The 13391-nt window shown below is 61.2% G+C and carries 12 protein-coding genes; 5 read left to right on the top strand and 7 right to left on the bottom strand.

Features of this window, described 5'->3' with window-relative positions; genetic code table 11:
* Complete coding sequence (locus FHT75_RS11630; protein WP_063476252.1) at nucleotides 1-669, bottom strand: amino acid ABC transporter permease; 669 nt, start codon at nucleotides 667-669, stop codon at nucleotides 1-3.
* A gap of 402 nt (nucleotides 670-1071) precedes the next feature.
* Between FHT75_RS11630 and FHT75_RS11635 the strand changes: the two genes are divergently transcribed.
* Nucleotides 1072-1779: a TetR/AcrR family transcriptional regulator gene (locus FHT75_RS11635; RefSeq protein WP_052213310.1), complete on the top strand. Its 708-nt coding sequence runs from the start codon at nucleotides 1072-1074 to the stop codon at nucleotides 1777-1779.
* A 48-nt stretch (nucleotides 1780-1827) separates the two neighbouring features.
* Here FHT75_RS11635 and FHT75_RS11640 read toward each other — a convergent pair whose 3' ends face one another.
* The 5 genes from FHT75_RS11640 to FHT75_RS11660 form a co-directional block, all read right to left on the bottom strand.
* Entirely contained in the window at nucleotides 1828-3042 is a 1215-nt protein-coding gene (locus FHT75_RS11640) for an MFS transporter (RefSeq protein ID WP_063476011.1), read from the bottom strand.
* 131 nt (nucleotides 3043-3173) lie between these two features.
* Nucleotides 3174-3656 carry a GNAT family N-acetyltransferase gene (locus tag FHT75_RS11645; protein WP_063476010.1) on the bottom strand — a complete coding sequence of 161 codons (483 nt, stop codon included), beginning with the start codon at nucleotides 3654-3656 and terminating at the stop codon, nucleotides 3174-3176.
* A gap of 86 nt (nucleotides 3657-3742) precedes the next feature.
* A complete protein-coding gene (gene pcaF, locus FHT75_RS11650; RefSeq protein ID WP_063476009.1) occupies nucleotides 3743-4948 on the bottom strand; it encodes a 3-oxoadipyl-CoA thiolase in 1206 nt (401 codons plus the stop codon).
* 9 nt (nucleotides 4949-4957) lie between these two features.
* The gene (locus FHT75_RS11655; protein ID WP_047612856.1) at nucleotides 4958-5647 is read right to left on the bottom strand and encodes a 3-oxoacid CoA-transferase subunit B; all 690 of its coding nucleotides are present in this window, start codon (nucleotides 5645-5647) and stop codon (nucleotides 4958-4960) included.
* Nucleotides 5644-6351, bottom strand: a complete 708-nt coding sequence (locus FHT75_RS11660; protein ID WP_047612854.1) for a 3-oxoacid CoA-transferase subunit A — start codon at nucleotides 6349-6351, stop codon at nucleotides 5644-5646. The genes FHT75_RS11655 and FHT75_RS11660 overlap by 4 nt, the downstream gene beginning before the upstream one ends.
* A 260-nt stretch (nucleotides 6352-6611) precedes the next feature.
* Here FHT75_RS11660 and FHT75_RS11665 point away from each other — a divergent pair, with 260 nt between their 5' ends.
* Nucleotides 6612-7370 (top strand): IclR family transcriptional regulator C-terminal domain-containing protein, encoded by a 759-nt coding sequence (locus FHT75_RS11665; protein ID WP_183844794.1) that lies wholly within the window; start codon nucleotides 6612-6614, stop codon nucleotides 7368-7370.
* 96 nt (nucleotides 7371-7466) lie between these two features.
* Here FHT75_RS11665 and FHT75_RS11670 read toward each other — a convergent pair whose 3' ends face one another.
* Nucleotides 7467-9011, bottom strand: coding sequence for an acid phosphatase (locus FHT75_RS11670; protein ID WP_183844793.1), 1545 nt, complete (start codon nucleotides 9009-9011; stop codon nucleotides 7467-7469).
* Nucleotides 9012-9208: 197 nt separating this feature from the next.
* On the opposite strand from FHT75_RS11670, the gene FHT75_RS11675 reads away from it, so the two are divergent.
* The 3 genes from FHT75_RS11675 to FHT75_RS11685 all read left to right on the top strand — a co-directional run bounded on the left by FHT75_RS11675 (nucleotide 9209) and on the right by FHT75_RS11685 (nucleotide 13246).
* Nucleotides 9209-10498: a cytochrome-c peroxidase gene (locus tag FHT75_RS11675; RefSeq protein ID WP_183844792.1), complete on the top strand. Its 1290-nt coding sequence runs from the start codon at nucleotides 9209-9211 to the stop codon at nucleotides 10496-10498.
* Nucleotides 10499-10600: 102 nt separating this feature from the next.
* Nucleotides 10601-11527 (top strand): ArsR/SmtB family transcription factor, encoded by a 927-nt coding sequence (locus FHT75_RS11680; RefSeq protein WP_174824429.1) that lies wholly within the window; start codon nucleotides 10601-10603, stop codon nucleotides 11525-11527.
* A 210-nt stretch (nucleotides 11528-11737) separates the two neighbouring features.
* Nucleotides 11738-13246, top strand: a complete 1509-nt coding sequence (locus FHT75_RS11685; protein WP_097622702.1) for an alpha-N-arabinofuranosidase — start codon at nucleotides 11738-11740, stop codon at nucleotides 13244-13246.
* Nucleotides 13247-13391: the final 145 nt, after the last annotated feature.

Consider the following 13391-nt stretch of genomic DNA (forward strand, 5'->3'; position numbering starts at 1 on the left):
TCACCGCGTCGGATAGGAGAGAAGGCCGCGCTCGATCAGGGAGAAAAGCCCCGTGAGCATGGCGGACATTCCGAGGTAGAGACCGGTCAGGGTCAGGTAGACCTCGAAACTGCGAAAGGTCGTCGATTCCAGCTGCTGGCCAATGCTGGCTAGCTCCATCGCCGATATCGAGGCGACAACGCTGGAGGTCAGCATCAACAGAATGAACTGGCTTGCGAGTGCAGGAAAGCTGACGCGCAGCGCCGGCCGCAGGATGATATAGCGGAACACCTGGAAGCCGCTGAGGCCGAGCGCGCGGCCTGCCTCGACCTGGCCCTTCTGGATCGATTCCACCCCGCCACGGATGATCTCGGCGGCATAGGCGCCGCCGTTGAGACCAAGCGCGACGATGGCGGCGGTATCTGGCGCGAGCCTGATCCCGATCGACGGCAAGCCGAGATAGATGAAGAAGGCCTGAACCGGAAAGGGAGTGTTGCGGATGATCTCGATGAAACACTTCACCAGCCAGACGAACGGCCCGATCCCGGTCCGGCGCAAGCCCACGCAGAGAAGGCCGATGGCAAAGCCCATCGCCATCGCCTTGGTCGAAATCGCAAGCGTCAGCCAGCACCCATAGAGAAGCCGGGGCCAGGCGGCAAAAATAACGCTGAAATCAAATTGATAGCTCACGGTGAGCTCCTCCCGTCGCTGCAAGCGCCTTCTCCGTCCCCGGCCCTCACACGCAAAATGTTCGCTTGCGTACATAAGTAGCCAGATGATGAAATATCTGTCAACTCCCTGGGAGGATTAATGCCAATCTGAAATATTTCTTTTTCTTTCAATTATTTAGCATAACAACCTGATCTACTTTGAAGATTCAATCTGACATTTTTTCTTGAATATTCACCGATGCCAGCCTCAAAAAATTGTTCGAAATGGTTCAAAATTCATTCCTTGCTATGCAAGTAAAAGCCATCTCACGTGGGGATCGGCTCAACTGGCGGTTTTTGGAATGTTCGAGGGCGGCCATGCTTGCAAAGCGAGGCAAAGGCCGCGATAAGGGCGATTGCATTGGCTGGTCAGCGAGGAACCATGGCTGAGAGTGCGGTTAAACCCGGCAAGTCGCAGGCGACGCAAAAATATCAGCGTCAGCAGCGGACGAATGATCCCGATCAGACCCGCGCAGACATCCTCGAAGCGGCCGAGGGTGAGTTCGCCCGGCATGGCTACGCCGGCACGACAATCGACAGCATTGCCCAGAAGACCCGCCGCAGCAAGCGGATGATCTATTACTACTTCAACTCGAAGGCGAAGCTCTACGTCGCCGTGCTCGAAAACGCCTATGCGCGCATCCGCGTCGCGGAAGCGAAGGTCGACCTCGGTGAGGAAGATCCACGCCAGTCGCTGAAGAACCTCGTGGACTTCTGCTTCGACTTTCACTTCGATCATCCGACGTTCGTCAAATTGATCATGAGCGAGAATCTCAACGACGCAAAATACCTGCCGGCCTCATCCCTGATCGGCGAATTGCACCGGCCGATCCTGCAACGCATCGATCAATGCCTGCGTCTCGGATACCAAAAGGAACTATTCCATCAGGCCGTTACGCCAATAGAGATCCATATGACGCTGAGCGGTCTCTGCTTCTTCAATGTTTCAAACCGTGCCACCTTCTCGGCGATCTTCGATGTCGATATGACATCGGCGGCAGCGCGGCGAGCCCGCAAGCAGCAGATCCTGCTGACGATCCTTGGGCGGCTGAACACGACGATGGAAGGCTTCGTTTCGGATTTCTCGTAAAGATCGGTCCTTCGCAACCGCCGCACCACAGAACAGCCCGGCGTCGTCTCATGGAGCCACGCCAAAGGCCGGCTGCGGTTTTTGGCGGGCGAGTGGCGGGAATGCGAGGGCGATCGCGGCCGCCCCCAGACCGACCGTTGCGGAGCCGATGAACAGCCAGGAATAATTGGCGAAGGTGTCGAAGATCCAGCCGCCGACGAGAGGGCCGAAGGCCATGCCGAGGCTGGAGAGCATCGTCGCCGCACCAAAGACCGTGCCGATAATGCGCGGCCCGAAATATTCCCGCGCCAGCACCGCATAAAGCGGCATCACACCGCCATAGGCGCTGCCGAAAATGATGGCGAGCGCATAGAATTCGCCGAGCCGGCTGACCAAGAGATAGGTCGCGAGTGCGGCCGCCTGCACCAGCAGGCCGGCGACCAGCACCGGCTTTACCCCTATCCTATCGGCAAGGCTGCCATAGAGCAGCCGACCACCCAGTCCGGCCAGACCTTCGACGCTGTAGATGCTGACGGCTGCCATCGGTGCGACGCCGCAGATCGTCGCATAACTCACCATATGGAAGATCGGCCCGGAATGTGCCGCGCAGCAGGCAAAGAAGGTCAGGCCGAGCACGATGAATTGCGGGGATCGGAAGACTTTCGACAGCTGGGGCCTGGCGCCGTCGGCTGCGAACTCGGTTCCGGTTTCAGCGGTTTCGGCCGGTGGACGCCTGACCAGCAGAGCGGCCGGCACCAACAGCAGCCAGGCGCCGATACCGATCATCAGCATGGCGGGCCGCCATTCATAGGCCGAGATCAGCCAACGCGCGAAGGGCGAGATCGTCATCGGCGCAACGCCCATGCCGGCGGAGACGAGCGACACTGCAAGGCCGCGGTTTTCGTCGAACCACGCCGTGGTCGCCGCGATCATCGGCGCGAAGAAGGTGCTGGCGGCGAGCCCGACGAGGATGCCGTAGGTCAGCTGGAACTGCAGCAGCGTCTCGGCCCGGCTCGCCAGCACAAGCGCCAGGCCGAGCAGCACCGACCCGATCATCACGACGACGCGCGGGCCGAAGCGGTCGCTTGCCGCGCCCCAGAAGAAGCCGCCGAAGCCCATGACGATGAAATTCAGCGTCATCGCGCTGGCGATGCCGACATGCGACCAGCCGGTCGCCGTTGCGATCGGCCCCTGGAAAATCGCCAGCGAAAACATCGCGCCAAGCGCAACGCAGGTCATCAATGCGCCCGCAGCGACGATGACCCAACGATAGGAAACACTCATGGCTTCATAACCTCCATGCCGACAGAGTGATCGCGACGCATGCGGCAAGCCTACCGCACTCCGCGCCTGCAATCCAAAGACGTTTGAACCGCTGCGATTTCGACAGCGCGCTCACATCTTTTTCGTCGCACTTAGAGAGTACGAAACATCACCAATGCATCGACATAGCCCTGCGTCGGATGAAGAAACACACCGGGAAGACGACCGACGATTTCGAAACCGAGCGATTGCCACAGCGCGACGGCGCGTTCATTGCTGCAGACGACGAAATTGAACTGCATCGCCCGAAAACCCCTGGCGCGGGCATGCTGCAGGGAATGGTCATGCATCCGGCGAGCGACGCCGCGACCGCTCGCGGCGGCGTCGGTCATGTAACCGCAGTTACAGACATGCCGGCCGCCGCCGGCCTGATTGGCCTTGATGTAATAGGTGCCGAGGATGACGCCATCCTCTTCCGCGACGAAAGTCTCGCGGTCCGGTCCCATCCAATAGGCGAGTGCATCGGCTTCGGAGAGATCACGATCGAGCGCATAGGTTTCGCCGGCGCGGATCGTCGGACCGATGATCCTCCAGATCGCGTCTTGATCGTTCTTATCTGCGGGGCGGATCAGCATGCCCGATGTCTACAGAAGCCTGATATGGCTTGCAACGGGTGGGCGGCCTCCGGCAAATGCCGGAAGCGCCTCCCTTTCGAGCGACATCAAACCCTTTCAAGCGCGATCGCGATGCCCTGCCCGACGCCGATGCACATGGTCGACAGCGAATATTTTCCGCCGGTCTCACGAAGCTCCAGCGCCGCCGTGCCGGTGATGCGTGCACCCGACATGCCAAGCGGATGGCCGAGCGCAATCGCGCCGCCATTGCGGTTCACCCGCGCATCATCATCGGCAATGCCGAGCGCGCGCAACACTGCCAGCCCCTGGCTGGCGAAGGCCTCGTTGAGTTCGATCACGTCGAACTGTTCGGCGGTCATGCCGAGCCGCGCCATCAGCTTGCGTGAGGCCGGGATCGGCCCGACACCCATCACCCTTGGCGGAACGGCGGCGGCAGCACCACCGAGAATGCGGGCGATCGGCGTCAGGCCATATTTCCGGGCCGCCGCTTCCGAAGCGACGATCAACGCCGCCGCCCCGTCATTGACGCCGGAGGCATTGCCGGCCGTCACCGTGCCGCCCTCCTTCTTGAAAGGCGTGGCGAGTTTCGCCAGCGTCTCGATCGTCGTCGCCCGCGGATGTTCGTCTTTTTCGACGATGACGGGATCACCCTTACGCTGCGGAATGATCACCGGGGTGATTTCCTTCGCCAGCCGTCCGTTCGCCTGGGCGGCCGCCGCCTTCGCCTGGCTTCGCACCGCGAAGGCATCCTGGTCCTCACGGCTGACATGATAGTCCTCGGCAACGTTCTCACCGGTCTCCGGCATGGAATCGACGCCATATTGCTTCTTCATCAGCGGATTGACGAAGCGCCAGCCGATCGTCGTGTCGTGGATTTCGGCGGCGCGTGAAAAGGCCGTCTCGGCCTTCGGCATGACGAAGGGCGCGCGCGACATGCTTTCGACGCCGCCGGCGACCATCAGCTCGGCCTCGCCGGAGCGGATGGCCCGCGCCGCCGTGATCACCGCGTCCATGCCGGAGCCGCAAAGCCGGTTGATCGTCGTGCCCGGAACTGAGATCGGCAGGCCGGCCAGCAGCGCCGACATGCGCGCGACATTGCGATTATCCTCGCCCGCCTGGTTGGCGCAGCCGAAGATCACATCATCGACGGCTTCCCAATTGACGGCGGCATTTCGTTGCATCAGCGCTTTCAGCGGAATGGCGCCGAGATCGTCGGCGCGCACTTGGGACAGCGAACCGGCGAAGCGGCCGATCGGCGTTCTGACATAGTCGCAGATAAAGGCTTCGGTCATGGCTTTTCCTCAGAGTTGCGGGACGACGAGGTCGCCAACCGGCCCTTCGACGTGCAGCGGCGCGCCGGTCATCGCCTGCAATTCCTCTTGCGACATCGCGGCGAGCTTTTCGCGCAGGACGAAGCGTCCCTTGACGATGTCGATGACGGCGTGGCTCGTATAGACGCGGGTGATGCAGGCAACGCCGGTCAGCGGGAAGGTGCACTTCTCCACCAGCTTCGGCTCGCCCGTCTTGGTGACGTGTTCGGTGATGACACAGACTTGCTTGGCGCCGTGCACCAGGTCCATGGCGCCGCCGACGGCCGGCACGCCTTTGCTGCCCACCCGCCAGTTGGCGAGGTCACCGCTCTGAGCCACCTGATAGGCGCCGAGGATCGCGACGTCGAGGTGGCCGCCGCGCACCATGGCGAAGCTGTCGGCATGATGGAAGAAGGCGGCACCCGGCTTCAGCGTCACCGCCTTCTTGCCGGCATTGATCAGGTCCCAGTCCTCTTCGCCCGCCGCCGGCGGCTCGCCGAAATTCAGGATGCCGTTTTCCGTGTGGAAGATCGCCTGACGGCCGGGCGGCTGATATCGGGCGACCATTTCGGGAAAGCCGATGCCGAGGTTGACATAGGCGCCGTCGGCAATGTCCTGCGCGGCGCGCCAGGCGATCTGCGCGTTGGAAAGCTTGATGTCTTCACGAGTGTCGATGGTCATACGTAGGCCACTCCGGCTCGAATGAGCTCTTCTTCCTGTTGGGGATTGGGAACGGCGACAACGCGGTCGACGAAGATGCCGGGTGTCACCACGTGTTCGGGATCGATGCCGCCGGCCGGCACGATCGACGAGACCTGGACGATCGTCTTTTCCGCCGCCATGCACATCAGCGGATTGAAGTTGCGGCCGGCCTTGTTGTAGGTGAGGTTGCCCTGGATATCGCCGATTTCAGCCTTCACGATCGCAAAGTCGGCCTTCAGCCAGCGCTCCTGCACATAGTGGCGGCCATCGAACTCGGCGATGACCTTGCCGTTGGCCAGTTCGGTGCCGTAAGCCGTCGGCGTATAGAAAGCAGGGATGCCCGCCCCGCCGGCGCGGATGCGCTCGGCAAGCGTTCCCTGCGGCACCAGCTCGAGCTCGATCTCGCCGGCTAGATATTTATCCGTGAAGGCGCGCGGATCCGACGACCGCGGAAAGGAACAGATCATTTTCCGGACCAAGCCGGCATCGATCATCGCGGCGATGCCGATGCGCCCGTTGCCGGCATTGTTGTTGATCACGGTCAGGTTCTTCGAGCCCTTGTCGATCAGGGCATGAATGAGCTCGATCGGCGCGCCCGAGCCACCGAAACCACCGATCATGACGGTCGCGCCGTCACCGATCTCAGAGACGGCTTCCGCCGTGCTCCCGACTGTCTTGTCCATGCGGGATCTCTCCTTGGCTATGCGATCGGGAACTGGTTCCCGTCCTTCGAGCGTCAGGGATAAAGCGCAGCGGGCCGGACGGCAAGAAGTTTGTGCGATATTTGACATTTGTTCGTATATCGCACAATAAGGAGTGGTCGGGCGCAGCCCGAGCAATCGATCCAGCGAATCGATTGCAGCGACGAATGCCCGAAGCGCAAGCGAAGGGCGAAGCACGATAGAACGCGGTCCGACAGGCAACCCCAAGACAGGAGCCCACCATGCGCGAAACGGATTTCGTCAGCGGTTTTGCCCGCGGCCTGAAAGTCATTGAAGCCTTCGGTGAGACGCGGCAGCGGCTTTCCATTGCCGAGGCGTCGAAACTGACGGCGCTCGATCGCGCCGCCGTGCGCCGCTCGCTGCTGACGCTCGCCGAACTCGGTTATGCCGATTACGACGGCAAGTTCTTCACCCTGACACCGAAGATCCTGCGGCTTGGCCATGCCTATCTCGCGGCGACGCCGCTGCCGGCGCTGCTGCAACCGCATCTCGATCTTCTCTCCGAAAAGGCCGGCCAGAGTGCCTCGGCCTCGGTGCTCGACGGCACCGAAATCGTCTATGTCGCCCGCGCCTCGCAGCGCCGCGTCATGTCGATCAATTTGACCCCCGGAAGCCGCCTGCCCGCCTACTGCGCCTCGATGGGCCGGGTGCTGCTTGCGGCCCTTTCCGAGAGCGAGGCGCGCGCCATCCTGGCCCGCAGCGAGCTGAAGAAGAACACTGTGAATACCAGAACCGATCCGGAGGAGCTCATCACAGAATTCCGCCGTGTGCGCGCCGAGGGCTACGCCATCATCGATCAGGAGCTGGAGATCGGTCTCTGCTCCATTGCCGTGCCCATCGACAACGACCGCGGCGAAACCGTCGCGGCGATCAATATCGGGGCGCCGGCCGCTCTCGTGCCGGCCGCGGAGATGAAGGAGCGGTATCTGCCGCTGCTGAAGGAAACGCAGACCGCATTGCGACCATTACTGCGGCGGTGACGGCAAGCAGTTCCAGCAAAAGTCCGCAGCGGTTTTGCGTCCGGAATACGTAAAGAAACAGATGGAGCGGCCCCGAACAGGGGCCGCTCGCAATCGTCAATGCGTCAGGTCGAGCGCGGCTGTGAGGTCGCCCATCGGCGGCCGATCATTGTTGCGCAGCGCCTTGTCGCGGGCGAGGATGCCGGGCAGCACCGGCAAATCATAGCGCGCGGTGATGAAGCGGATGATCGAGGTCGTGTCGTACTGGGTGTGATCGACCATGCCGCTCTTGGCGAAGGGCGAGATGATGAAGGCCGGAATGCGGTTGCCCGGGCCCCAGCGATCGGCCTTCGGCGGCGCGACGTGATCCCAGAAGCCGCCATTCTCGTCATAGGTGACGATGACGAGCATATGGCTCCATTGCGGGCTCTTCTCGAGGTGGGAGACGATATCGGCAAGATGCTGGTCGCCGCTCGACACGTCGGCATAACCGCCATGTTCGTTGAGGTTGCCCTGCGGTTTGTAGAAGGAGACCGCGGGCAGCTTGCCATCGTCGATATCCCTGAGGAAGGCTTCGCCGCCAAGACCGCCATCCCTCAGATGTTCGGCGCGCGCCGGCGTGCCTGGCGCGAAATTGGCGAAATAGTTGAACGGCTGGTGGTGGAACTGGAAGTTCGGCACCGGCGTGGCGTTCTTGCCGTCGAGGGCTGCCTGCCAGGCGCCGCTATACCATGCCCAGCTGACGCCCTTCAGCGACAGCAGGTCGCCGATGGTGATTTCATGCTGCGGAGGCAGCGTCGTTGCGGCGGTGGGATCGGCATAGGCCGGATCGCCGTCCTTGGCCGGCGGATTGGCGCTCGGCTGGTAGGGCGGCTGCATGGTGTTGACGGCGTAGAAGTCGGGGGTCAGCGTGCCGTCGGAGACGAATTTCGGGGCGCCCTCCAGCGCCGACTTCGGGCCGTTTTCCGCCACAACAAGCGACGTGCCGTCCGCATCGACCTTGGCAATGGTCGGCTTTGCCGGGTTCTTGTCGGCGTCGGGATAATAGGGCGTGCAGGCGCAGACCAGCGCGAAATGATTGAGGAAGGAACCGCCGAAGGCGCCCTGGAAGAAGTTGTCGGCAATGACGTATTTCTTGGCGACCTGCCACATCGGCAGGACGGAGCCGTCGTAGTGCCCCATGACGAGGCTGCCGGAATCGGCCCAGGCGACGAATTTGTCGTTCTTGCCGCCGTCGATCTGCATCTGCTCCTGGTAGAAGCGGTGCCAGAGATCGCGGGTGATGACCGAAGGCGACTGCGCAAAACCGTTGGGATCGTCGATCTCAAAGGTGGCGTTGGCAAGATGGGCCGACTGCGCCTCGGTGACGGCAGGCGTCACGCCTTTGGCGGTGAGGCCGCCCCAGGCGGGCGGCAGTTCGGATAGCGGCTGGCCGTCGCGGTCGAGCTGGCGGGCGTGATCGACGGTCGCGTTCGAGAGCCCGTCGACGCCGGGAAAGCTGCCGTAGAGATTATCGAAGCTGCGGTTTTCGGCATAGATGACGACGACATTGTCGATCTTGTCGTAACCGGCGGGCGTCGCATGGGCTGCCGTTGTGATCGCAAACGGCACGATGGCCGATCCGGCGAGACAGATGGAATGGAGGGTCTTCAGTCTTTTCACGTCAGTTCCTCATGGCTAGGGGGCGTTGGCTAGAGGGAGCGGAGAACGCTCGGGGGCGTCCAAACGCTATTCCGGCCGTCTATCAACTTTGTGACATCGGGGGTTGGCGTGATGCCGCAGGCGATAGCCGTCATCAATTTGTTGCAACCAGGTTCGATCATGGAGCAAACCAGTCTTAAGCTATTGGAATCCTTATCATGGCAATCAAGACCATCTGGCTTGTGCGGTCCGGCCTGGCGGTGAGCATGGGTGCTGTGGCGCTCTGTCTTGCCAGTCTTCCGCTGCGGCAAAGCAGCGCGGCGACCACGGCCGGCCTGCATCCCGGCCCGATGTCGCGCGCCGAGGCCTTTGCCCGAGCCGAAACGCTCACCGCGCTCGGCCGCAAGATATTCTCGGATGCCTCGCTGTCGGCCTCGGGGCTCCAGGCCTGCGCGTCCTGCCATGATCCGGCTCACGCCTTCGGTCCGGCATCGGCCACACCGGTCGAAATCGGCGGCCAGCATATGGACCGGCCGGGGCTGCGCGCCGTGCCGACGCTGCGCTACCTCCAGGCGGTACCCACCTTCACCGAGCATTATTACGATTCCGAGGACGAGGGCGACGAAAGCGTCGACAATGGCCCGACCGGCGGCCTGACCTGGGACGGCCGTGTCGACCACGGCGCCGATCAGGCGAAGATCCCGTTGCTTTCGCCCTTCGAGATGGGAAACAAGGATGCGGCCGAAGTGGTGGCAAAGCTGCAGAAGGCAGCCTATGCCGATGACATCGAGGCGGCATTCGGCGAGACGGTGTTCGACAATCCCGACGATGCCTTCGACGCCGCCGCCGAGGCGCTCGCCACCTTCGAACAGAGCGGCCCGGATTTTTATCCCTATTCCAGCCGCTACGACGCCTTTCTCGCCGGCAAGGCGACGCTGACAGCGCAGGAGCTACGGGGGCGGCAGCTGTTCGAGGATCCGGCCAAGGGCAACTGTTCGAGCTGTCATCTGAGCGAGCCTGCCAATGACGGCGAACCGCCGCAATTTTCCGATTTCGGCTTCCTCGGGCTCGCCGCTCCCCGCAATATGGCAATCCCGGCCAATAGCGATCCGAACTATCACGATCTCGGCCTCTGCGGCCCTCAGCGCACCGACTTTGCTGGACGCAGCGACTATTGCGGCCTGTTCCGCACCCCGACGCTGCGCAATGTCGCTCTGAAGAAGAGCTTCTTCCACAACGGCTATTTCCACTCGCTGCGCGACGTCGTCTCCTTCTATGCGACCCGCGACAGCGATCCCGGCCGGTGGTATCCGAAAAATTCAGATGGCACGGTCCGTAGATATGACGACCTGCCGCAAGCCTATTGGGACAATCTCAACCAGGACCCACCCTTCGGCCGGAAGTCCGGCGATGCGCCTGCCCTCACCGACCCCGAGATCGACGACATCGTCGCTTTCTTGGGAAGCCTGACGGATGCCGATCTGCTGCCCAAGTCGGCCGGGCATTAGGAATGACGTCTTTCTCAACAATAACAATCAAACCGTCGAAGCATCCCCACTTGATGTATCATGATTTCCGATATACATCATTTTATCGGAAATCATGGGGGAATGATGGAACGCTCGTTTTTGACGATTGCCGCCGGCGAAAATAACGATGCGATCCGCGCCCTTTCGGCGCCGGCGCGGATTGAGATTCTCAAGCTGCTCTGTGCCAAAGGGCCGATGAATATCAACGACATCGCACGCGCGCTTTCCCTCCCCCAATCCACCGTCGCAACCGGCATCCAGATTTTGGAGGACGCCCGGCTTGTCGATTCCCAGCTGGCGAAAGCCCGCAAGGGAAATCAGAAGATCTGCTCGGCGATCTACAGCGAAATTCTGATCAGCTTCGAGGAAAGTGCTGCCCAAAGGGCCAACAATATCATCGAAGTCGAGATGCCTGTGGGGTTGTACACCAGTTGCGACGTCCATGCGCCTTGCGGTCTTTGCTCGACCGAGAGCGTCATCGGTCCCCTCGATGTGCCCGACTATTTCCTCGATCCGCAGCGCATGCAGGCCGGGCTCGTCTGGTTCGGCCGGGGCTATGTGGAATATAAATTCCCCAACAACGCCAAGGTGTTGAACAAGGATATCCGCGCCATCGAGTTTTCGCTGGAGCTGTCGTCCGAGGTGCCCGGCACCAATCCGGACTGGCCCTCCGATATCACGCTCTGGGTCAACGGCATGGCGATCGGCACCTGGACATCGCCCGGCGATTACGGCGACAAGCGCGGCGCCTTCACGCCGGCATGGTGGAAGCTCGAGGGCTCGCAATATGGGATGATGAAGACCTGGCGCATCTCGACGCGCGGAACCTTCATCGACGGCATCGCCGCATCGAATGTCACGCTCAGCGATCTGGCGCTTGCCCAGCACTCCTCGATCCGGCTTAGGGTCGGCATCGCCGAGAATGCCGGCCATACCGGCGGCGTGAATATTTTCGGCCGCGGCTTCGGAAATCATGGACGCGATATCATCATGCGGCTGCATGTCTAAATTATAAATATCGGAAATCTTGATTTAAATATCACGCTTCTTTCCAGATTTGACAACCAAAAATGCACGACAACATACTGTAATAAAACAATTATTTCCGAAAATTGAATTAGTATGATTAAAACCGCAACTCGGTTGACAGAACGACATTCCTGATATCAAGTTAGAGGCAAGAAAACAAAAATTCTGATATATAAACGGGAGGATCCGTTGAAGACGAATGTCGTTGCCCACCGCGATTTCCGCGTCGCGACCATTGACGCCAGGCTCTACAGTTCATTTCTCGAACATCTCGGCAGAGCGATTTACGGCGGCATCTATGAGCCCGGACATCCCACAGCCGACGAGGACGGATTTCGCCGCGACGTGCTCGATCTTGTGCGTGAGCTCGACACGCCATATTGCCGTTATCCCGGCGGCAATTTCGTCTCGGCCTATAATTGGGAAGACGGCGTCGGCCCGCGTTCGGAGCGCCCGGTTCGCCTCGATCTTGCCTGGCGCACCCGCGAAGCCAACCAGATCGGCGTCAATGAATTCGTCGACTGGTGCAAGAAGGCCAACACCAAGCCGATGCTCGCCGTCAATCTCGGATCACGCGGCCTCGATGCCGCCCGCAATTTCCTGGAATATTGCAATCATCCCGGCGGCACCTACTGGTCGGATCTGCGCCGCAAGCACGGCTGGTCCAATCCGCACGATGTCAAATTGTGGTGCCTCGGCAACGAGATGGATGGGCCCTGGCAGGTCGGTCACAAATCGGCCTATGAATATGGCCGGCTGGCGGATGAGACGGCCAAAGCCATGCGCGGCTTCGACAAATCGCTCGAACTCGTGGTCTGCGGCTCGTCCAATTCCGATATGAAGACCTATCCCGAGTGGGAAGCTCAGGTTCTCGACCAGTGCTATGACAGCGCCGACCATATTTCGCTGCACATGTATTTTGCCAATCGCGAGAAAAATACGCTCAATTATCTCGCCCGCGCGACGAAACTCGACCGCTACATCACCACGATCGGCGGCGTGATCGACTACATCAAGGCGAAAAAACGCTCGAAGAAGACGATCGGCATTTCCTTCGACGAATGGAATGTCTGGTATCATTCCAACCAGCAGGACAAGGAGATCCTGGCGCGCGACGAATGGCCGGATGCGCCGCATCTCCTGGAAGATATCTATAATTTCGAAGACGTGCTGCAGGTCGGCGGCATTTTGAACACCTTCATCCGTCGCTCCGACCGGGTGCGCATCGCCTGCATCGCCCAACTCGTCAACGTCATCGCCCCTATTATGACCGAGGACGGCGGTGCGGCCTGGCGCCAGACGATCTATTATCCCTTCTACTACGCTTCCCGATATGGCCGCGGCTCGGCCCTGCAGCTGGTCGTCGACGGCCCGACCTATGACAGCGACGAAGAGAACGACGTCCCCTATCTCGACGTATCGGCCGTGCATTCCGAAGACGGTAGGCAGCTCACCTTCTTTGCCGTCAACCGTCATCCGAACGCGGCGCTCGATCTCGACGTGCGGCTGGAAGGTTTCGGAGCCGCCCGGGTGGTCGAGCAGGTGGAGATGACCCATGGCGACCTGGAAGCCGTCAATACGGCTGCGCGACCGAAGACGGTCGCTCCGGTCAATGTCGAGACTGCGAAGGTCGAGGATGGACGGGTGCGGGCAGCGCTGAAACCGCTGTCCTACAATGTCATCCGGCTGTCGGTGTGACAGCCGCCGCCGGGTAAGCCCGGCTGGAGATATTCGGCTCACTGCGAGGAGGCAGGCGGGTCGGAGGGATGGTTCACTGAGGCTCTGCCTCTGCGAACCGACAACCGCGACGTACCCATGCGTGCCTTTGCGGCCGCCGTGTCGT

This window comes from Rhizobium sp. BK112 (assembly GCF_014193215.1).
Lineage (GTDB): Bacteria > Pseudomonadota > Alphaproteobacteria > Rhizobiales > Rhizobiaceae > Rhizobium > Rhizobium anhuiense.